At 40.5% G+C, this 22,178-nt stretch carries 20 protein-coding genes and 1 tRNA gene; 9 read left to right on the forward strand and 12 right to left on the reverse strand.

The window, feature by feature from the left end; genetic code table 11:
• Positions 1-453: 453 nt before the first annotated feature.
• The 5 genes from ESV85_RS13405 to ESV85_RS13425 all read right to left on the reverse strand — a co-directional run bounded on the left by ESV85_RS13405 (position 454) and on the right by ESV85_RS13425 (position 5,549).
• A complete protein-coding gene (locus tag ESV85_RS13405; RefSeq protein ID WP_146918424.1) occupies positions 454-1,050 on the reverse strand; it encodes a DUF1080 domain-containing protein in 597 nt (198 codons plus the stop codon).
• Positions 1,051-1,177: 127 nt separating this feature from the next.
• On the reverse strand, positions 1,178-1,942 hold the full coding sequence (locus ESV85_RS13410) for a DUF1080 domain-containing protein (protein ID WP_146918426.1): 765 nt from the start codon (positions 1,940-1,942) through the stop codon (positions 1,178-1,180).
• A gap of 119 nt (positions 1,943-2,061) precedes the next feature.
• The gene (locus ESV85_RS13415; RefSeq protein ID WP_146918428.1) at positions 2,062-2,820 is read right to left on the reverse strand and encodes an ABC transporter substrate-binding protein; all 759 of its coding nucleotides are present in this window, start codon (positions 2,818-2,820) and stop codon (positions 2,062-2,064) included.
• 43 nt (positions 2,821-2,863) lie between these two features.
• Positions 2,864-3,928: a M42 family metallopeptidase gene (locus ESV85_RS13420; RefSeq protein ID WP_146918430.1), complete on the reverse strand. Its 1,065-nt coding sequence runs from the start codon at positions 3,926-3,928 to the stop codon at positions 2,864-2,866.
• A gap of 37 nt (positions 3,929-3,965) precedes the next feature.
• Positions 3,966-5,549, reverse strand: coding sequence for an acyl-CoA carboxylase subunit beta (locus ESV85_RS13425; RefSeq protein WP_146918636.1), 1,584 nt, complete (start codon positions 5,547-5,549; stop codon positions 3,966-3,968).
• Between the two features lie 444 nt (positions 5,550-5,993).
• Here ESV85_RS13425 and ESV85_RS13430 point away from each other — a divergent pair, with 444 nt between their 5' ends.
• The 6 genes from ESV85_RS13430 (at position 5,994) to ESV85_RS13455 (ending at position 12,419) form a co-directional block, all read left to right on the forward strand.
• Positions 5,994-6,938, forward strand: a complete 945-nt coding sequence (locus ESV85_RS13430; protein ID WP_146918432.1) for an exopolyphosphatase — start codon at positions 5,994-5,996, stop codon at positions 6,936-6,938.
• Between the two features lie 68 nt (positions 6,939-7,006).
• Positions 7,007-8,077, forward strand: coding sequence for an Ldh family oxidoreductase (locus tag ESV85_RS13435; protein ID WP_146918434.1), 1,071 nt, complete (start codon positions 7,007-7,009; stop codon positions 8,075-8,077).
• Between the two features lie 301 nt (positions 8,078-8,378).
• Positions 8,379-8,606: a hypothetical protein gene (locus ESV85_RS13440; protein ID WP_146918436.1), complete on the forward strand. Its 228-nt coding sequence runs from the start codon at positions 8,379-8,381 to the stop codon at positions 8,604-8,606.
• 618 nt (positions 8,607-9,224) lie between these two features.
• Positions 9,225-9,521 (forward strand): hypothetical protein, encoded by a 297-nt coding sequence (locus ESV85_RS13445; protein WP_146918438.1) that lies wholly within the window; start codon positions 9,225-9,227, stop codon positions 9,519-9,521.
• A gap of 2 nt (positions 9,522-9,523) precedes the next feature.
• A complete protein-coding gene (locus ESV85_RS13450) occupies positions 9,524-11,359 on the forward strand; it encodes a flavohemoglobin expression-modulating QEGLA motif protein (protein WP_146918440.1) in 1,836 nt (611 codons plus the stop codon).
• Between the two features lie 16 nt (positions 11,360-11,375).
• On the forward strand, positions 11,376-12,419 hold the full coding sequence (locus tag ESV85_RS13455) for a glutathione synthetase (protein ID WP_146918442.1): 1,044 nt from the start codon (positions 11,376-11,378) through the stop codon (positions 12,417-12,419).
• Between the two features lie 74 nt (positions 12,420-12,493).
• Here the strand turns inward: ESV85_RS13455 and ESV85_RS13460 are convergent, their stop codons facing one another.
• On the reverse strand, positions 12,494-13,441 hold the full coding sequence (locus ESV85_RS13460; RefSeq protein ID WP_191322011.1) for a succinylglutamate desuccinylase/aspartoacylase family protein: 948 nt from the start codon (positions 13,439-13,441) through the stop codon (positions 12,494-12,496).
• Between the two features lie 536 nt (positions 13,442-13,977).
• On the opposite strand from ESV85_RS13460, the gene ESV85_RS13465 reads away from it, so the two are divergent.
• The 3 genes from ESV85_RS13465 to ESV85_RS13475 all read left to right on the forward strand — a co-directional run bounded on the left by ESV85_RS13465 (position 13,978) and on the right by ESV85_RS13475 (position 17,086).
• The gene (locus ESV85_RS13465) at positions 13,978-14,361 is read left to right on the forward strand and encodes a hypothetical protein (protein ID WP_146918446.1); all 384 of its coding nucleotides are present in this window, start codon (positions 13,978-13,980) and stop codon (positions 14,359-14,361) included.
• Positions 14,362-14,552: 191 nt separating this feature from the next.
• The gene (locus ESV85_RS13470; RefSeq protein ID WP_146918448.1) at positions 14,553-15,263 is read left to right on the forward strand and encodes a YetF domain-containing protein; all 711 of its coding nucleotides are present in this window, start codon (positions 14,553-14,555) and stop codon (positions 15,261-15,263) included.
• A gap of 515 nt (positions 15,264-15,778) precedes the next feature.
• Positions 15,779-17,086, forward strand: coding sequence for an FAD/NAD(P)-binding oxidoreductase (locus tag ESV85_RS13475; RefSeq protein ID WP_146918449.1), 1,308 nt, complete (start codon positions 15,779-15,781; stop codon positions 17,084-17,086).
• Positions 17,087-17,209: 123 nt separating this feature from the next.
• Here the strand turns inward: ESV85_RS13475 and ESV85_RS13480 are convergent.
• The 6 genes from ESV85_RS13480 to ESV85_RS13505 all read right to left on the reverse strand — a co-directional run bounded on the left by ESV85_RS13480 (position 17,210) and on the right by ESV85_RS13505 (position 22,178).
• Positions 17,210-17,296: transfer RNA gene (locus tag ESV85_RS13480), tRNA-Ser, on the reverse strand.
• Between the two features lie 99 nt (positions 17,297-17,395).
• Positions 17,396-18,463, reverse strand: a complete 1,068-nt coding sequence (locus ESV85_RS13485) for an asparaginase (protein ID WP_146918451.1) — start codon at positions 18,461-18,463, stop codon at positions 17,396-17,398.
• Positions 18,460-19,236 carry a TatD family hydrolase gene (locus ESV85_RS13490; RefSeq protein ID WP_146918453.1) on the reverse strand — a complete coding sequence of 259 codons (777 nt, stop codon included), beginning with the start codon at positions 19,234-19,236 and terminating at the stop codon, positions 18,460-18,462. Before ESV85_RS13490 ends, ESV85_RS13485 begins: the two co-directional genes overlap by 4 nt.
• Positions 19,224-20,339: a glycosyltransferase gene (locus ESV85_RS13495; protein ID WP_146918455.1), complete on the reverse strand. Its 1,116-nt coding sequence runs from the start codon at positions 20,337-20,339 to the stop codon at positions 19,224-19,226. Before ESV85_RS13495 ends, ESV85_RS13490 begins: the two co-directional genes overlap by 13 nt.
• Positions 20,339-20,965, reverse strand: coding sequence for a polysaccharide deacetylase family protein (locus tag ESV85_RS13500; protein ID WP_146918456.1), 627 nt, complete (start codon positions 20,963-20,965; stop codon positions 20,339-20,341). The genes ESV85_RS13495 and ESV85_RS13500 overlap by 1 nt, the downstream gene beginning before the upstream one ends.
• Before the next feature lies 1 nt (position 20,966).
• Positions 20,967-22,178, reverse strand: a complete 1,212-nt coding sequence (locus tag ESV85_RS13505) for a PP2C family protein-serine/threonine phosphatase (RefSeq protein WP_146918458.1) — start codon at positions 22,176-22,178, stop codon at positions 20,967-20,969.

Here is a 22,178-nt window from a genome sequence, read left to right on the forward strand (position 1 = left end):
CACTGCCTATAAAACCGCACGAAGCAAATTCTATAAGCTTCTCCCTGTCTGTTCTCAGGTTACTATTTTTTTTGTCTTACATCACTTCAAAGAACTTAGTGTCACTCATTTGTGACTCTGGTCAGATACCGGTAACTCGCGTTTTCCGATCCGTTTTCCCCCTTCCTTGCTGAAGGGAGTGCAAAGGTAAGAGATCATTCTTGACTTCCTAACACCCTCGCAAAATTAATTTTTTCAATACTTTCTGAGTTTCTCAACTCTTCCCATTTCCGCTGCCGTTCGCCTCGTTTGGGAGTGCAAATATCTACGTTTTATTCTTAGGAGCAATAGATTTCTTTGAGATTTAAATCCTTTTGACATAAACGACTGATAGAGACGGGGAAAAGTTTCCACAAAACAAAAATGCCCTGATGACTCAATCATCAGGGCATTTCATCTATAGCTTTTGGCCTATTAAAGCTTTTTCAAAACAATGTTTCGCCAGTAAACCTTAATTCCTCCGCCATCATGGATCTGAAGGTTAATTCCACCTTTTCCTTCTCCAATTTTAGCATCAGAGAAGTTCACCATCTCCACTCCATTCAAGTAGGAAGTAACATTATCACCTTTGACAACAATCTTCATTTTGTTCCATTCACCGAACTTCAGATTCTTGTCTTTTTCTGGATCTGGCTTCACTAACCACCCTCTACCGTATGATTCGTAGATCCCGCCAGTATCATGACCAGGAGGTGCAACCTCTACTTGCCAGCCCGAAACTTTTGTTCCATCTACTGTAGATCTAATGAAAACACCAGAATTCCCGTTTGCCTCTTGCTTGAATTCAAGGTTAATTTCAAAATCATCGTACTCCTCATCAGTTCCTAAGTAACCGTATCCCTTATCAGGGCCACTTTCAGAAATCAACAAGCCATCCTCTACATACCATTTTTCTGTTCCGTAAATAGTCCAACCTGAAAGATCTTTACCATTAAAGAGTTTTACTTTCTTCTGCGCATACGCAAAATTCACGGATGCTACCAAGAGCATCACCACTAATACCTTTTTCATATGTTTATAATTTGTCTTTAAATGTCATATAGCCTTTCTCTTCCCGATAGCTATCGGGATCAATTCGGGGAAATCTCGCATGTATTGCAAGCATACCTCTGTAAGAAGCTTGGAATCATGCTCGATTTCATAGTTTTCTAATTTTAATGTTTTTAAACCAAGTCTCAGCGCCGTGATCTTGAAGTGAAATCAAACCAGTTTTTGAAATCGCATAATCAGGGAAGTCATTCCACTTACCCGAATTACGTGCAGCTGTCCATGCTTCAGAATACGGAACGAACTCAACAGTCTGCTGTCCATTCAAATAATAGCTAGACCCATCTTCTGAGAAAATTATTTTTGATGTATTCCACTCGCCTGCTGGCTTCACTGCTCCTTCATAATTCGGTTCGGTCATTGCATAATCCGCGCCAATTGACTGCCACTTCTCCAATGGATCAGCAAAACCAAGCTGATCAATCATCTGATATTCCGGCCCTGTCTCATATGGAGCATGGTATTTTGGATCTTCTACTACGTGATAAAGCACACCACTATTTCCTCCTGGAGCTATTTTCCAAGTCCATTCCATCTCAAACTCCTCAAATTCTACAGGCCCAAACACAATATCTCCTCCGATATCCCCGCCTTTACCTAGTGCTTTCAAAGCTCCATCTTCTACTGTCCAGCCATCTGAAGGAAAGCTATCTCCGTTAAACGCTCTCCATCCATCTGTATGAGTGCCGTCGAAAAGAAGCATCCAGCCATCAGCCTTTTCTTCCTCAGAAAGTGAATTCTCTGCTACCAGAACTTCCTCAACAACTGTCTCAGTCACTGAGTCTTCTGCTGGCTTAGGCCCGCACGACCAAGACAAGGCGAATAATGCCACCCATGCATATCTTGTATTTTTCATATTTTGATAAGTTTCAAACTAATTAGAGTCAAAAGTTAATTGATTTTTTTAATAAAGTCTCCCGGTTAAATAAATTTTTTCATGAGCGGTATTAATCAAACGGGCCCTATATATAGTGTTCATAGATTTCCGCAGTACTCTTTTGCGCTTAGCAACCTACTTCCATACCAAGAGAAAATCTCGCCATCTACTAATCTAACCTTTGCCTTCGGTAAAATCGATTGAAAGTACTGTATGTGCATATCTTTAAAAGGAAAAGGTTCTGAGCTGAGTAAAAGGTATTCTGGATTCAGCTTAACTAGTTCTTCACTTGTAAGCTGAGGGTATCGAGAGGTTCGAATCAAATTATCAAAGCCTGCAAAATCCATCATCTCATCAATAAAGGTGTTACGCCCAGCTACCATAATAGGATCTTTCCAAATCAAATAAATCGCAGTTCCTTTCTTGGCAGGTGGTAATGCAAAGTCTGAATTCAACTGCTTAATCATTTCTTCAGCTTTCTCCTCCACTCCTAGCATTTCGCCAAAACTCCCAATCATATCCAGACTATCTTCCAAAGTATAGATATCACTCATCCAAACAGGATACTTTTCCATCAACTCCTCGATTCCAGACTGCTCGTTTTCCTCCTTGTTACCAATAATCAAATCTGGTTTCAGTGATTCGATAACCTCAATTCGATAATTCTTGGTGCCTCCAACTATGGTTTTTCGTTTTTTCATGCCTTTGGGATGAACACAAAACTTGGTTACTCCTACTAATCTTTCTTCCAAACCTAAATCAACCAACAATTCTGTTTGAGAAGGGACAAGAGAAATGATCCGCTGAGGAGGATTCGTAATAGAAATGCTTCGCTTGAGTTGATCTAAATATTCCATGAAAAAGAACGGTCCACAATCGAGATGATTGTGGACCGCAGACTTATTTTATATATCTAAAATCAAAAGTTGGATCAAAATCAATTAAGAATTCATACATCAAGCTGATTACCTGTTCGATATCATCCTTACTCGCAGTCTCAACTGTTGTATGCATGTATTTCAAAGGAAGTGAGATCAATGCCGAAGGAACACCCTCATTAGAATAGGCAAATGCATCTGTATCAGTACCTGTACCTCTAGATGCTGCAGCTCTCTGAAAAGGAATCTCTTTTTTTCTGGCTGTCGCAATAATTAAATCCAGCAACTTCTTGTGTACAGAAGCTCCAACGGGCAATACTGGTCCTTTTCCTGCAGTAAAATCTCCACTCGTCACCTTATTATATAAAGGAGCTGTGGTATCATGGCAGACGTCAGTAATAATTGCCGCATTTGGTTTGATTTTATGCGCTATCATTTGGGCACCACGAAGACCAATTTCCTCTTGGACCGCATTTACTATATAGAGTCCAAATGGCAATTCCTTTTTCTCCTCTTTGAGCCTTTTAGCTACTTGGGCGATCATATAGCCACCTATTCTATTATCAAGTGCTCTGCCTGAGTAAAATTTACCATTTAATTCAGTCAACTCATCTTTGAAGGTGATCACACATCCTACGTGGATCCCCATTTCCTCCACCTCATCCTTGGATCTGGCTCCTACATCAATGAAAATATTATCCAACGTTGGAGCATCTTCTTTTCCCTCTTTTCGCACATGTATTGCAGGCCAGCCAAATACTCCCGGAATCATTCCTTTGTCCGTGTGAATATTCACACGCATCGATGGAGCGATCATATGATCCGAACCTCCGTTTCGACGCACATATATATAACCGTCGTCTTTGATGTAGTTTACAAACCAGCTGATTTCATCGGCATGTGCTTCAATCACCACCTTGTATTCAGCCTTTGGGTTAATTACTGCAACAGCGGTTCCATAATTATCAGTGAAATAATCATCCACAAATGGCCTGACATAATCCAGCCAAATCTGTTGTCCTGAAGCTTCAAAACCCGTTGGAGAGGAATTGTTTAAGTATTTATATAAAAAGGTATTCGAATCCATATTGAAAATTGTATTTGAAAATTGATAATTGAATTAATTACAAAGGAATATTCCCGTGCTTCTTTCTTGGGATTTTATCCACCTTGTTTTCCAGCATTTTGAACGCTTTGATAAGTTTGATACGTGTTTCTGACGGTATGATAACTTCGTCGATAAAGCCTCGATGTGCTGCTCTGTAAGGATTGGCAAACTTGGATGTATATTCATCCACTTTTTCTTGCAGTTTGGCTTCCGGGTCCTCAGCCTCAGCAATCTCCTTCTTAAAGATAATTTCAGAAGCTCCCTTCGCTCCCATTACAGCAATTTCGGCAGTTGGCCATGCAAAATTCAAATCGGCTCCTATGTGTTTGGAATTCATCACATCATAAGCTCCGCCATAGGCTTTCCTTGTAATAACAGTAATTCTAGGAACAGTCGCCTCTGAGAAAGCATAAAGCAGTTTTGCTCCATTCGTGATAATCCCATTCCATTCTTGATCTGTACCAGGTAAAAATCCAGGAACATCTACCAATACTAGGAGAGGAACATTGAAGCTGTCGCAAGTTCTCACAAATCTTGCTGCCTTGACTGATGCATCATTATCCAATACACCTGCCATAGATTGGGGTTGATTACCCACAACACCAATACTTCTACCCGCAATCCTTGCGTAGCCAACAACAATATTGTCAGCAAAGTTTTCATGCACTTCCAAAAATGAATCCTCATCCACAATTCCTTTCACAGCATCACGGATATCATACGGTTGATTTGGATTATCTGGAATCAAAATATCCAATTCCTTTCGGCTTTCATCTTCCAACAGTTCGTAAGGATAAACGGGAGCAATTTCCTCACAATTTTGAGGCATATAGCTCAAGATCTTTTTGATATGCTGGATACATACCAGTTCATTCGCACATGCGAAATGAGTCACACCACTTTTGGTACTATGAGCTGAAGCTCCACCAAGTTCTTCTGCGGTAACATTTTCCTGAGTGACGGTTTTCACCACATTTGGTCCAGTTACAAACATATAAGAGGTGTGCTCCACCATCAATATAAAGTCAGTAATCGCTGGTGAATAAACTGCACCACCAGCGCAAGGACCCATGATCGCAGAGATCTGTGGAACTACTCCAGAAGCGCGGGTATTTCTATAAAATATGTCGGCATACCCCCCAAGTGAATTCACTCCTTCTTGGATTCGAGCTCCGCCAGAATCATTCAATCCAATCACTGGCGCACCATTCTTCATGGCCATATCCATGATCTTGCAGATTTTCTCCGCATGAGTCTCGGAAAGGGATCCTCCAAAAACAGTGAAGTCCTGCGAAAAAACATAAACCAATCGCCCATTCACCTCTCCATATCCGGTAATCACGCCATCACCCAGGTAATGCTCTTTGTCCAAACCAAAATCCTTTGCTCTATGCATCACGAATTTATCGATCTCCTGAAAGGACCCCTCATCCATCAGCAATTCCACTCGCTCACGAGCGGTGAGTTTACCTTTCTTGTGTTGGGAAGCAATTCGATTTTCTCCTCCACCAAGAAGAGCTTCAGCATTTTTCTTTTTTAGTAAATCGATTTTACCCTCTTTTCCGGGCAACGTATAATTGGGTTTATCCTGCTTACTCATATAATAGTTTTTAGACTTGCTCAAATATAACAGGCTTTGTCAGCTATGGAAAAGAATGAGAAGGAATGAGCTTAAGGGAGGTGTCGATTTGTAGATTTTGTAAAAAGTAAGTAGTAAAAGGCATTAACAAAAATATATCTGCAAAGAACCAAGCGTAAGTAGCCATGAGACTTTTTTAAAAAGCTCTCAGAGATCTGGGCTTTGAACCTATGGAAGGAGGTCTCAAACAGGAATAACAATGAGAGAGCTCTCCATAATAACTTTATGGAAGCTTTTCAGCAAAGCATCTAAAACAGTTTAAATTTATCTCTGCGGGTCTCCGTGAAACCTCTGTGTCCTCTGCGTCTAAAGGACATTCACAAAAAACTGAGGAATAAAATAAAAGTAGAAAGTCCTCATTTCAAATAACTTTCTATATTCGCCCATCGAAAAAATTGGCAGCATATGAATACCCGAAAGGCGGCGGTGATAGACATGGGGACCAATACATTTCATTTGTTATTGGTAGAATTAGACGGTGTAAGTTTTAAAACAATTTACAAGGAGAAAATCCCTGTCAAATTGGGTAAAGGCGGTATCAACCAAAATACCCTAGCAGAAGATGCTATAAAACGAGCATATCATACACTCACACATTTCAAAAACCTGATCGATGGCGAGCACATAGATCAGGTTTTTGCTTTTGCGACCAGTGCTGTACGAAATGCCGAAAATGGCCCTGACTTCGTCAAAACCGTCAAAGAAACCATTGGAATAAATATTCAAGTGCTTTCGGGTTCAGAGGAAGCGCAGATGATCTATGAAGGAATTCGACTTTCTGGCTCACTAAACGGCCAGACCGATTTGATGATGGATATTGGTGGTGGTTCTGTGGAATTCATCATAGGCAATAGTCAGGAATCACTTTGGAAACAAAGTTTTGAAATCGGTGGCCAACGACTACTGGAGCTTTTTCACTACCACGACCCGATTCTCCCAGAAGAGATCGATAAACTGGAAAGTTATCTCGAAGAAAAGCTGCAACCTCTGATTGAGGCTATTAAAACCTACAACCCGGTTGGTCTGGTGGGAGCTTCTGGGACTTTCGATACCCTGACGGACATTTATTTTGAATCCATGCTGCAGTGCAAACTCACTGGACGCCATGTATTCGAACTTCCTGTGGAAGAATACGAAGCGATTCATCGCATGATATTGAGCAAAAACAAAGAAGAACGTCTGGTGATTCCCGGAATGATTCCCATGCGGGTAGATATGATCGTGGTCGCTTCAAGCTTGATTGAGTTTATTCTGCGATACATCGATATTGATTTTATCACCTGCTCACACTACGCTTTGAAGGAAGGCGCTATCGCTTCCTTGCTTATTCCTGAGCAAACGACTCTTTAAGCCGCTCCAAAAAATTCCTTTCTTATATTTGGCTGATAGTTATTTCCCAGCTTAATCCCCCTTCTCATATGACTTATTCCTACGAACAACTCCACGCTTTTACTTTAGGTATGCTCGCCAAAATCGGCTGCCCAGAAGATCAAGCCAAAACGGCTGCGGATGTTTTGCTGTCTGCAGATCTGCGCGGAGTAGATAGTCATGGGGTCGCTCGTCTTTCCGGTTATGTGCGTTTATGGGAAAAAGGAAGAATTAATGCTACGCCAAATGTGCGCGTAGTACACGAAACTCCCTCCACAGCGGTAGTAGATGGAGATGGAGGTTTGGGTTTGGTGGTAGCACCTTATGCGATGAAAGTTGCTATCGAAAAAGCCAAGATTGCTGGGACAGGCTGGGTTTCTGTGAGAAATTCGAATCACTACGGAATTGCAGGTTACCATGCTATGCAAGCTTTAGCTCACGATATGATTGGGATTTCTTTGACAAATGCCAGTCCGCTGGTAGCTCCTACTTTTTCTCAGGAGAGACTTCTGGGAACCAATCCAATTGCTGTAGCAATTCCTGCCAAAGACCAGCCGCCATTCGTAGCTGATATGGCCACAACAACAGCTGCCAATGGGAAATTGGAAATCTTGCAACGCAAAGGAATGGACACACCAACAGGCTGGGTGCAGGATAAAGATGGAAATCAGACTACTTCTGCTAATGGAGTGAAAGATGGAGGAGCTTTACTTCCATTAGGAGGCGATCGTGAGCATGGTTCACACAAAGGCTATGCACTAGGTTCCATCGTGGATATTTTCTCGGCAGTACTTTCAGGCGCCAATTATGGACCTTGGGTTCCGCCATTTGTGGCATTCCTAGAGCCAGATCCTAATCCAGTTGGAGAAGGAATAGGACATTTCTTCGGCGCTATGCGCGTGGATGCATTCCGACCTGCAGATGAATTCAAAGCCCACATGGATAATTGGATCACTAGATTCCGAGCGGCCAAGCCTACCCCAGGTAATGAAAGAGTATTGATCCCAGGAGATCCAGAACGGGAATTGGAAGCTATTCGTATGAAAGATGGAATTCCATTGCTAGATCCAGTCGTCAAAGATTTGACGGAACTAGGCGAACGGTTTGGAGTGAAGTTTTAAAAGTTAAGGATGGATGACGAGATAAGAGAAATATATCGACTAATGCTTATTGAAAGAGTATTCCTTACATTCTTTTAACTTAGTACATCTTACAAAATAAATCATGTCTGACAATTCTAAAAAGTACAAGCTTGACCGATCTGCCTTCAGAGCAAGTGAACTATGGTAAAGAATATCAGGATTTAAATTGGAAGGATCGAATGAGGATCCATCAATATCTCAATAGCATTGCTTACGGTTACGATCTAAGCAACCCACCTAAAATGGATCGGACAGCATTTTGCATGAAATCCAGGGAATAATGGGGAATATTTTTGAAGATGATTTTAGGGATTTTTTAAATGCCCTGAATAACCAAGGAGTAGAATACATACTTGTGGGTGGCTTTTCTGTGATTATTCATGGTTACCCTAGAACAACTGGTGATATAACTGAAAACAATTATATAAAGCTTGTTAAAGCTTTCTATGAATTTGGAATGCCTGTCTTTGATATGACTCAGGAAAATTTCCTTAATCACAAAGAATGAGATGTTTTTTCTTTTGGGAAATCCCCAGTGGCAATTGATATTATGACAGCTGTAAAAGGGCTGGAATTCAATAAAACTTTTGAACAAGCAAAGATCTATGATGACGGAGGGCTAAAAGTCAGAACAATTCATAAAAACGATCTAGAGAATTTAAAAAGCAAAAACAAACACTTCCTAGTGATCAAAGCAAAATGATGCAAATGCCACTAAAAAAATAGTGGAGCACGAAGGAAGAAAATACCTATTAATTCAGGGGGCATTAAGTCTGAAAGCTTTTGCAAAAAAGCTGTTGAATCCTGTGTAAAAAGGCTTGGAGTCCTTAATACTCTTGTGAAGCACACCGCTGTTCAGCCCCCCCCAAAAAAATTCGCTCAAAAAGAAGCCAAAAGGGAAAAGCTAAGCGCCACATTTTTCATCACTCCACTATCTACCCAAACTGGGAATAAAGATTCTCAGACAAACTATAGGAGGAATTTTTTAGCGCTTTCAATCTTTGATCAAATCCTAAAAAACCTTGCTTCTGGGTTAACTATGCATGATTTAACTTTTTTAAAGGTAAGGAATCTCCCAAAGGCATCCAGATTGCCTATTTACATCTACACTAAAAAATCAACGATCATGACTAATCATAAGCCAACAAACCCAAAAGATTCGATCAACAAAACCACGGAAGAACTTGCCGAAGAGGCTAGAGTGACCAAAGAAGACCTTAAAGCTCTTGGGCCCAAAAGTGCCAATCTAAGTGATGATGGTGGAGATGACGAGCAGTTACTGCATAGAAAAGATAAGATTGACTTCGGAGGCGAAGGTCTAGATGTGCCCGGAAGCGAATTGGATGACGCACAAGAAAAAATAGGCTCAGAAGACGAGGAAAATAATGCGTATAGCCAAAGTAACGAAGACGAAGAAAAGTAAGGATGATCGATAAAAAGACAAAGGAAGCCATTGCTAACTCTCTTAAAACGGGAAACACCCTAAACATGCGTTTGGGAAAGAATATCCGTTTTAAAATTGAAAGAAGGCTTCCTTTTTTATTGGTTTACAGATACAAGGAGGGTGACAAAAATCCTGTTTCAGGATTGGTGGTCACAGAAAGCTCTTATCTCATTGCAGATTCTTCCACTGACAACAATAGCGAAGTAGCCATTTTGGTCAAAGACCTTGCGAAAGGAATCGCAGACGACTATGGCAGCGTGATGATCATGGAAGTCTGGATAGGAAAACCTGACAGTAAAACTTTTGTCATCAAAGCGGCAAAAGATAAGGCACCTAATACGGTAAAAGCACTTCAAGAAGGATTGGAGAAATTTTCGATTAATCATGCTGGTTTGGATGTGGTAGTAGAAGAGACTACAATCAGACATGCAGATGGCATCTCTGATTTCCTTACCCTCAAGCAATGTCAGGAGGCTGGTATTTATCTGTTGGGGTTGGAGATTCCGCCCTTTTTCCAAGGTGAGCATTCAGGCGAGTTCTATTACCTAGTTTTCAAAGAGTTCAAACGTGCCTTTTCTGGCATTCTTAGAAAATCAATTTTTGAATTCCTCCGAGTGCAGACTTCATTTGATATAGAAAATTATCAAAAACTAGGAAGTACTGCTATAGACAATGCCGTATGGGAAGTGGATAAAAAGCTCTCAGAGATTGAAGCGAAATATCAGTTTCTTATGCTTATTTCCCCTACAAACACCCTACAGGCTAAGGAGGAATTTATTTCCAGTCAACATAAAATCAATCCTAAATTTCTTTACAGAAACTTGCCCGTTGATCCAGACAGATTGAAAGAGGAGCTTTTCTCCATCAATTTGAGAGATATAGAAGACCCTACCCTTGCATTCTTATACACAGAAAAGCGCGAGGAACTGGAAAAGCAAATCACCATGCTGAAAGAGCGAGGCTCAAAGAATTTCATGTATAGCAGCATTCGTCTATACAGTTCTCCGGGAGTTAATCTTTTCGAGACTGCAAAATACCTGTTGAAAACACTTCCTCATGATAGCTATGAGGATGTTAAATGGATAGACTGCTATGATCTCGCAAAAATTTGCACAAACGAAATCGACAAATACAGAGAAATCTATCCTAAACTGGATGCCAAAGTCGAGGTCAAACATGACATCGTCGGAATGCTGGTATCAAGAGGGCAACTCTATATTGGCGAAAGCTTCAAAGTTCCTGAGCATAGAGTTCAAGCTTTGGTGCATCACGAAGTCAGTACACATGTGCTCACTTTCTACAATGGAAAGATGCAGCCGTTTGACCAAATGAGTAGCGGATTTGCAGATTATGATGAATTGCAGGAAGGATTGGCTGTTTTAGCAGAATACCTCGTGGGTGGTTTGACCAATAATCGTCTCAGAATTTTAGCAGCAAGGGTAATTGCTGGAAGAACTTTAATTGAAGGTCAGACTTTTGAAGAGACCTACAGAACCTTGACCGTCGAGTACGGCATGACTCCAGAACAGGCCTTTCAAATAACAGCCAGAACTTATCAAGGTGGTGGATGCACCAAAGATATTATTTACCTGCGGGGGCTTATCAAACTGGTGGATTACCTACAAAACGGAGGAGAATTAGAGCCACTTTATGTAGGTAAAATAGGCTTCAAGCACATCCCTCTCATTCAGGAATTGAAAATCAGAGGGATTATAAAACCTTCACCACTTTTCCCTTCTTACCTAAAAACCGCAGAAGCCAAAGATCGCCTAGAAAAACTCAAATCGGGAATGGATCTGCCCGAACTAGTCAATTAACTAAACCACTAACTATATGAAAATTGGAATCGTAGTAAATCAAATCGAGACCGAAACGGCTGCTTATAGCACCACAATGATTTCGTCGGCCGCTGTTCATCGCGAGCACGAGGTCTATCTTATTTCTGTCGGCCAACTCAGTTACTTAGAAAACGGTCATATGGGTGCGATTGCAATTAAAGCTCCAAAGACGAAATTCAGGAGTTTGGAAAAATATATGGAGGCGATTCACAGTCCTGAAGCTGAAAAGGTTTCTATCTCCTCTGCGGACTTAGATGTCTTATTTCTTAGAAACAATCCTTGCGAGGAATTTGGTGAGCGTGCTTGGGCACAGACAGCAGGTATGATCTTTGGCCAAATTGCCATGGCAAAAGGAGTTCTGGTAGTCAATGACCCATACTCCCTCATGTCTTCATTCAACAAAATGTATTTTCAGCATTTCCCAGAGGAAGTTCGACCACGAACTATCATCAGTAGAGATTCAGATGAGATCAAAGAGTTTTACAAAAAAGAAAAGAAAAAGATCATATTAAAGCCTCTTCAAGGCTCAGGCGGAAAGGATGTATTCCTTGTCGACTCCGACAAAAACATGAACCAAATCGTGGAAACGATCAATAGATATGGTTTTGTCATTGCTCAAGAATACCTTCCTGCAGCTAAAAACGGAGATATCAGAGTCATCATGATGAATGGAAAAATTCTGGAAGTAAAAGGGAAAGTTGCGGCTATCAATCGTGTAAATAACAATGATATCAGAAGTAATCTTCATACGGGAGGAAAAGCAATTCATGCTGAAATCACCGATGATATCCGCAGACTTTGCGAAATCGTCGGGCCAAAACTAGTAAGAGACGGGATGTTTATGGCTGGCATAGACATAGTAGGCAATAAAATAATGGAGCTGAATCTAGATAGTCCAGGAGGCATCAATGCAATGCATAGACTGGAAGAAGTTGACTTTTGTTCGGCAATGATTGAAGCTTTGGAGCGTAAAATCAATTACCAAAACCATTATGACGGCACACTCCCAAATGCCTTTTTGGCAACTTTGGATCTATAATCCGGAAAGTCACAAAAAAGAGGGGGAAAGCTATTAGTAGCTTTCCCCCTCTTTTTCACCTAATCCAAATTAAATCAATCCGCAGGCATTACGATAAAGAATCCATCTGAACCCTGCTTTTGATACAATGGCAAAAACACACGTGAGTCAGAATCTGCAAGAATTTCCTTTCCATCTAGTTTTGCCAAAAGCTGTCCTTTCTTTACCGCAGAGAAATTCTCAAAACCGGGTTCCATCACAAACTCCTGATCTTCCTTAAGATCTAATCTGTAGGTTACTTCAAAATTATCCTGAGTAGGCGATGATTTTTTTAGCAAATCGTGGTAATACGCATAGTCAATCACACTTCGATCTAACAATCCATTATCCACCATTACCACCCATATCGCGGCCTCATGGTAATCTACTGATTGAGGATCTTCATGTTGTCCAGCTTCCATCGTAAATCCCGTATGACCTTTCAGCGTCAAAAAATGGTCAAAATGGCCTGGGATATATTTCTCTATTCCTTTCACCACAGGCAAAGGCATTTTTTTAGCGAAATTAAAACTCTCCGGTTTTTTATTAACACTGATATACGGAGCCGTTTTAGATGAAGTGGTATGCAAATCCATAAACAGAAAGTCCTCCTGCTTCTTGTTGTTTTCAATAGCCTCTACTATCAAGGAAAGATCATGAAACTCCGAACCTTCCTGAAATCCTGCAGCTTCTCCGGTTTTAAGTTGCTCCGCAAACTCAGGAGTACAAACTCTATTCAAGTCTTTATCTATCAGTCGTACGCCCTTTTTCAAAGCTGCCATATTTCCTGACACCCCTATTAGCTTCCCTTTTAAATAAGGCCTATTGGTTTTCAGTTTATTAAATACCCGCTGCAAAGCCAGTATTCCACTAGGTTCATTCCCATGAATACCAGCGCTAGCCAGCAAATATGGGCCGGGTCTAGAGTTCATCCCATCTGTAGGATACTCCCCTATTATTCTTGTCAATTTATCTGAGTTGAATATCTCGCTATTAGAGGTCATGGCTAGTTGGTTAGGTTCTGTATAAAAAAAGCCAAAGACCATACCTCAAATCATGTAAAACTCAGAGATCTTCCTTAATCAGCTGCATAGCTAGTTTCAGCGCAAAAAACAGTATTATACAGATAGAGTCAGCAGATCTACTTTCAATTAACTGCGCTTTACCAGCCTATTCTGAGTGAGACATTCCTCGATTTGAGACCACAGCAAAGTCATTAGAAAAATCCACATATTGGGAACTAAAAAGATCACAATGAGTACTTTACAGACATGGCGGTAGCAGTATCACATTGCCTAAAAAACAATTTTGGATTTTTTAATAAATCAATATTTTTTCAAATATGTCATCCCAATACATGCTCTTTCAACTGCCAGACCTTTATAATAAGCATTAGATCAAAAAATTATACTAAAACCAACACATATGAAATCAACGTTTTTGCACGAAAGATGTAAAGATTTTTTTTGGGTAGAATTTTGAGCTAATAAGTATAGTAACCTTTTCCTCCTAAGTAAGGGGGCTGAAAACTAAACCAACTATGAAAACTCAACTAGTAATTTATCCTGCGATGATAGCACTACTGTGTATGTCCTGTGGAGAAGATAAAAAAGACACATACGAAGAGAGTATAGAAGCTCAAAATGAAATGAGTGGCCCAATGCATGAAGGTGATACCAATATGGTGAAGCGTGATGGAACATTACTAGATGGCACTATAGACCAAACTGACACGGTGAAGCTACCCTCTCAGGTACTTGAGGTAATTTCAAATGACAAAGCGCTTTCCGTGGATAAAATCAGAAGTAAAAGAAAGTTCACCGAAAATGGGATTACCTATTACGAGGTCCAATTCATGACTCCGGATGAAAAAACCCAGACTATGATTTTTGATGAAACCGGAAAAATTAAATCTGAAGATTAATAGATATGATTAGGCGATGATGCCTCCTTTGACCGACTGTAGATCACCAAAAGTTTACTAGTTAAGAAGTCGAATACGCGTTAAGTAAAGTAAGGCTGACAGGTAAACCCAAAATAGATTCTAGTATAAATATAGGATCATGAAAATCGAAAGTTGAGAGGAGGCGCCATCGTTTATTTCTAGGGAGAATTATGAAACCAGAGCAATCAGTGGATCTTTTTGATGTTAATCGCTTGCTGATGGGCGAGGGTATACCTTTTTCCTTTCTTGCAGAAGTACTACTTCGTACTACTGTTATGTTTTTTATACTTCTTATTATACTACGCCTCTCAGGGAAGCGAGGAATTAAGCAACTCTCTGTATTCGAATTAGCTATAATTATATCCTTAGGCTCGGCAGCGGGTGACCCTATGTTTTATGAAGATGTCGCTTTACTTCCAGCGATTCTTGTATTAATAATCGTCATCAGTCTCTATAAACTCATCACCTACCTTACCGGTAGATTTGAAAAGGTAGAAGAGTTTGTGGAAGGGAAACCGGTCAAATTAATTGAACATGGCAAAATCCTTTATAAACCATTCCGTAAAGAATCACTGGCCTATGATGAGCTATTTTCCCAACTTCGTCAACAAAGCGTATCGCATCTCGGTCAAGTGCAAAGCGCCTATCTAGAAACATCAGGAGAACTGAGTATTTTTTATTTTCCTGATGATGAAGTCATTTCCGGCTTGCCTATTTTACCTGATATTTATGATTTTCCTTGTACAGAATTTCACTTAGGTACAACATACAGCTGCAAGCACTGCGGAGAATTGAAGCCAGATCTTCAGCCTTCAACTACTTGTCCTATTTGTGGTGAAAATGAATGGTTGGAAGCTAGTCATAGTCCACGCATGAATTAAATGACGGTCTATTTCTTTTGAAAAGCATAAAACACAATTGCAACAATCCAATCCATATTGAAAACGTAACAATCCCTAAAACTCTTCTCCTTGCTATTTTAAAGATCCATTAAATAGAGAATTAGGTGCCTTGAAGAGCAAATTATAACTATTTTATTATGTGTATTCGGATACCTGCACGTATGTTCAATCAGGCTTCGACTGCGCTCAGCCTCCGGTCAATTTTGGTTTAAAGGGAGAGGGAGGGAATGCGGCGGTGCCGCATTCCCTCCCTCTCCCTAGACTTTAAACTTAAATTCGGTCCTTGAGCGCAGTCGAAGGGAAGGTATTCAAAATATTATTTTAGTACGTGCATTCAAGCGAATACACATATATTTTATTCTGGCATTGCCAATATCAGAGTTTCAGAAGCCAAGCTTTACTTACTTTTTCAATTTATCCCTTATGTAATAAAAGTTACCATCTAATGAGGTATCTAAATTTAGATTAGATGGAATTTAAAAGACCCAATAATCATGAAATCACATTATCAAATCCTAATAATTGGTGGTGGTACAGCAGGTATAATGACAGCTGCACAGCTCATCCAGCAAAAAAAACTCAAAGATATAGCCATCATTGAGCCTGCCAGCACACATTATTACCAGCCGGCTTGGACTTTGGTGGGAGCAGGAACTTACGATTATGATAAAACTGCAAAGCCTATGGCTGATGTGATTCCCAACGATGCTATATGGATAAAGGATAAGGCAACTGGCTTTGACCCTGAAAATAATTTGGTCCATACCTCAGAGAGCGGTGACATTACTTATGATTATTTAGTCGTAGCTCCTGGCTTAGTATATGATAATAGTCTGGTTAAAGGCTTAGGGGATGCATTGGACAAAGGTGTGGTCTGCAGTAATTATACAGACCCAAACCACACCTGGGAAGTAATAAAAAACTTCAAAGGAGGAACTGCATTATTCACGCAACCGGCGACGCCGATCAAATGTGGTGGTGCACCTCAGAAAATAATGTATTTGGCGGATAGCTATTTTAGAAAATCTGGGGTACGTGATAAAACCAATATTGTCTTCGCTACTCCAGGTTCAATTATTTTTGGAGTTAAGGAAATTGCCGAAACACTGATGAAGGTCATTGATAGAAAAGATATCAACCTACGGTTTCACCATAAACTAGTAAGCATAGATGCTGAAAAACAAATAGCCTGGTACGAGCTCAACAAGGAAATTCCTGAAGGAGGGTGTATTATCATGACCAAACCAGAAGACAAGAATTTACTTGACAAAGACTTTCAGTACAATTATAAAGATGTAAAAGTCACTGTAAAGGGGGATTTATATGGCATTCATTATGATATGATCCATACTGCACCGCCCCAAACAGCTCCAAAATTCATTCAGGATTCCCCACTTGTCAACGATTCTAAATGGCTGGATGTAGACATCCATACCATGCAACATAACAAATACCCTAACATATTTGGTCTTGGCGACGTGGCATCACTGCCAACAGCAAAAACTGGAGCAGCTATCAGAAAACAAGTCCCAATCATCGTGGATAATATAGATCTGTTGATAGCACACCATAAGATAGGCACTAAGTCATATAATGGATATTCATCTTGTCCACTTGTAACAGATTATGGAAAAATGGTCCTGGCGGAATTTGACTACGGAAATAATTTCACTCCAGACCCAAAACTGAAATCTATGCTTATTTCAGATAGCTCAAAAGAACACTGGCGCCTATGGATGCTGAAAAAATATGGGCTTCCATATCTTTATTGGAATAAAATGATGAAAGGTAAGGACGTTTAATACATTAGTAGAAAGTTCGCTGCTTTTAAAAGACAATGTTTGCAATAACAGTAGCTCAGGGTCAAAACCCTTAAAAATTAAAAAGCCCTAGCTGTCATATTGACATTCTAGGGCTTTAATCTGTAGAGAGGAAGGGATTCGAACCCTCGATACCCTCACGAGTATACACGCTTTCCAAGCGTGCGCCTTCAGCCACTCGGCCACCTCTCTAGGTTGTTTTCCGACTCAGTATCCCGAATCGGAGTGCAAAGAAAATTATTATTAGTGCCCTTTCCAAATTATCCTGGAAAATAGCCAATGAATTTACTGTTAAGCACTCATCTCTCCTGCCAGAGGCACTTTTAGCTTCGCTATAATCTCTGAATGTCTGCTCTCCTGACCCAGAAGAAACATCAATTTTGTCACTGCCGCCTCGGTAGTCATGTCTGTTCCACTGATCACTCCCACATTGAGAAGCTCCTTACTGGTCTCATATCTACCTTGGATTACTCGACCACCATTACATTGAGACACATTCAAAATGATTATCCCTTTGTCGATGGCCTTTTGAAGTGAACTCATAAACCACTCCTCACTTGGGCTATTTCCAGAACCGTAAGTTTCCAGAACTATTGCCTTAAGCCCTTTCACACTCAGAATAGAATCAATTACATTTTGAGTAATCCCAGGAAAAAGCTTAAGAATTAAGACATTATTATCAAGTGACATTCTATTCACCAATTTCTTATGGGATTCCAGCGGACGAATTGCCTGCGTATTATAATCTATGACAATCCCAGACTCGGCAAGAGGTGGATAATTCTCAGATTCAAACGCATCAAAATGAACACTCTGCACCTTTTTGGAGCGATTCCCTCTTAAAAGCAGATGATTAAAGAACACACACACTTCAGGTACAATAGGCTCTCCATTGATTTTTGCTGTTGCTATTTCTAAGGAAGTCATCAGATTTTCACGCGCATCTGATCGCATAGCTGATATCGGCAACTGTGCACCGGTGAAAATCACCGGTTTATTCAAACCTTGCAGCATATAGCTAAGCATGGAGGCAGAATAAGCCATGGTATCGGTCCCATGCAACACTACAAACCCGTCATAGCTATCGTAATTCTCATTAATTATATAAGCCATATCTTTCCAATGACTCATCGTGACATTGGAAGAATCAATAGGTTCTGGGAAAGAAATCACCGTAATGGCAATATCCATAGTATAGAGAATAGGAATCTTCTCCAGAATCTGCCCGAAGTTGAATGGTACCAAAGCCCCACTATCATCATAGGCCATTCCAAGCGTACCTCCTGTATATATAATGAGTACAGAAGAAGTCTTGCTGGTACGAAGCGCTGTATTTAATCGAACTATTTTATAATTCATGATCCAATCTCACGGAAAAGGTTAAGGGCATTTTGTTTCGTTTTCTGAGCTACTTCCTCTTTCGAAATCTGAAGGTAATCTCCTATTTTCTCTGCAATAATCGGCAAATAAGCAGGAGAGTTCCTTTTACCCCTAAATGGTACCGGAGCAAGATAAGGAGCGTCTGTCTCCAAAACCAAATGATCTATACTGATTTCAGGAATTACCTGATCCAATCCACCATTTTTAAACGTTGCTACTCCGCCAATTCCAAGCAGAAATCCCATGTCAATAATTTGATTTGCCTGAGCTAAATTCCCATTGAAGCAGTGAAAAATGCCTCTGAGGTTACCATCACTGGCGTCCTTTACTATCGCGATAGTTTCGTCCATAGAATCTCGACAATGAAGCACTATCGGCAAATCCTTTTCCTTAGCCCAGCCGATCTGAATCTTCAGTGCTTCTTTTTGCTGCTCAAAGTAGCTTTTGTCCCAATATAAATCCAGACCAATTTCTCCAACAGCCGCAAACTGGCGCTTATCCAGCCAATCCTTCATGATAGCCAATTGCTCCTGAAAATCTTCCTTCACATCACAAGGATGCAATCCCATCATCGGAATGCATAAACCTGGATATTTCTCTTCACATGCCAGCATAGCATCTATCGTCGACACATCCACATTGGGCATGTAAACTCGCTCTATTCCAGCATCTTTGATATCTTGGATCACCTGATCCCGGTCGGAATCGAATTTGGTTGAATAAATATGTGCGTGTGTCTCTATGTAATGCATGGGTATATTCTGGATTTCCATTTCGTCTTGGAAGGCCAAAAATAGTAAAGAATCGTAAGGACGGTAGTATTGAAATTATAAAAATCAAAAACGAGCAAGTATAACCAATTGATTTTCACGCCAGCTTTATTGGCAATGCCAACGAGAAATATGCCTTGCAAAAGAATTTTTATCAAAGCTAAACTCATACCCACTAAGGGGTTAATGGCTATTAAAGCTATAATGCCAACGAAGTATCCAAACTGAAGTCCCAATATCAACTTCCAATAAATCGGCAAAGTCATCACTCCGCTCATCCAGCGCTTTCTCTGATTTAAAAGCTTCGAAAAACTGCTCTCAGGCTTAGTGAAAGCCAGCATCCCAGGACTTACTTGATGTGCTATACTAAAACCTTCTCGCTGAATAGCCCGTGAGATTTCCAGATCTTCGGTAAGGCAAAATGGCAAATCCTTGAAGCCCCCTGATTGCTCATACGCGGCTTTACTGATCACCATATTATTCCCGAGTCCAGTGGTTTGAATTCCGAGATCGGTAGCTACTTTGACGAAACCTAGCGTCAGCCACCAATCAATTTCTTGAAATCCCCCCATCAAACTCAGCGCTTTCACCTGCGTAATCCCTATCACCAAACCTACATTTTCAGCAAATGCACCTACCCCTTCCCGTATCCAGGCTGGATTCACTTCGCAGTCTGCATCAGTGAAAAAGTAATAATCCCCATTCGCTTTTTCGCCTAAAAGCGCCAGCGCATTTGCCTTGCCATTTTCATTAAATAGCGCATTTTGGGAAGAGGTAATGCTCAATAAACTGGCATTATCGTGCTTGGCGCACCAATCTACCAATATCTCAGCGGTTCGATCTGTACTTTGATCATCTGCAAATAAAAATTGAATCCTGTCTGCTGGATAATCCAACTGCTCAAAGGATGTCAGAAGATCAGGCAGATCTTTTTCTTCATTTCGAGCAGCGATGAGAATAGAAACTTGGGGAACTTCAGTACTTAATTTTCCTTGATGCGTTTTCCAGAAAAATTTCACACGAAAAAGTAGGACAACAAACTGAATAAGAATCAGCCCAACTATTCCTATGCAAAACCAGAGCATCACAAGAGTGATGTAGTCCAGCCCATATCCTGAATGTAATCTAGGTATTGGGGTAATATCTTCGGTAAAACTTCCTTGGTCCTTAGCTGATCGTGAAAGACCGCGATGGAACCTGGTTTAGAATGTTGTATGGATTTCCTCAAGACCAACTCAGGTTTCAAACTTTGATCATAATCGCCTGAAAGCATATTCCACATCACCACTTCATGAAACCTGCTTACCTCCGCCGCTTGACTAGATTTAATCAAACCATAAGGAGGACGAAACAATTTTGTCTTCACGCCCAACTCATCCACTAAAACCTTATCGCACAATTCAATATTTTCGAGGTAAGCAAGGGTCTCTGTTTTCCAACCATTCAGATGATTGTAGGTATGATTCCCAAGTTTATTTCCTTCAGAGATCAATTCCTGGGCGAGTGATGGATTCTTACGAATATTATCGCCAACCACAAAAAAAGTGGCTTTTTGACTTCTTTTCGCCAGTTCTTTCAATACATAATCTGTAACACCAGGTACTGGTCCATCATCAAATGTGAGATAAATTTTACTTTCTTCTTTTCCCTTTTGCCAAAGCCGCTCTGGGAAAAGTCGCTGAAAAAGAAAAGGAACTGTGTGCCAAATCATCCTATTGAAATCTTAAACTGAGCAAGGTCAAATCATCCCGTAAAGGCACGTCTTTCGAGAATTCCTTGATTTTCTTCAAAAACTTTCGATGAAAATCATCCGGATCCATGATCATATTCTTATCTACAAATTTCTCCAATCGCTCCTCGCCATACTCCTCCTCAAATGGATTCATTGCTTCAGTCAATCCATCAGTATATAAGTGTAAGGAGAATTTTTGTAGGTTTTCCCGCTTACCTATCTCCAAAAATGGCAGCTCATCAAAAGCTCCCAAAATAGTTGTACCCGCATGAAGACTTTCACATTTTTTGGTTTCTTCTCGGCAGAGTAAAGGTGGATTATGCCCCGCATTTACATAAGTGAGTTCCCGTGTTTTGAAATTGAAATGTCCTAGAAAAAAAGTGATAAAGCGTTCACCATGGGTATTTTCATACAAGGTGTAATTCAGTTGATTCACTACCATTTCCAGATCAGCATCGCTTCGCAAAAGCGTACGCAAAGCAGCTTGGAAATTTGACATCAGCAAAGCCGCAGAGATTCCTTTCCCCGATACATCAGCGACACAGAAGTACACTTCATCTTCGGATTTTCGGATCAGATCGTAATAATCACCACCCACCATACTGTGTGGGAGGTAAGTGACTTTCGCCTTCAACTCCTTATCTATAGGAAGCTCTGCAGGGAAAAGCATTTGCTGCACCTGAGATGCGATAGCAACTTCCCTATTCAAAATCTCTTGTTCCAACTGCTTCCTGGCAAAACGCTTATTTTCCAAAGCCACCACCAGAATATTTGTCAAGGCCTGCGTGAAATTCAGATCTAAATCCAAGCTTTGATCCTTTCTTCGTAGAAATAGAATCGCAAGCATCTTGTCTTTATGATAAACAGGCAAATAGGTTTCCAACTCCTCAAAGGAATATTCTTCCTCCAGTTCTAATCTAAGCTCACCGGTAGATTTCTCATCTACCACTTGATCAGCCGAAATCAGCATAGGAACATTCCCTTTCACGCCGTGTGAAATCTTATTCTCAAAAGCGCCCTCCTTTGCCACATAGAGTATCAGCGCTTTGATATTCAGGTGCACCAGGCAGGTAAACTTGAAAATATTCAGCAAGATCGCCTCAGACTGATTCTCATTAATTGCCTGAGTGATCTCAAGCAGTGATTTCAGCTGCAGTTCCTTGCGTTGATATTTGTGTATTTCTGTGGTCAA

It is taken from the genome of Algoriphagus aquimarinus (assembly GCF_007997215.1).
GTDB classification, from domain to species: Bacteria; Bacteroidota; Bacteroidia; order Cytophagales; family Cyclobacteriaceae; genus Algoriphagus; species Algoriphagus aquimarinus_A.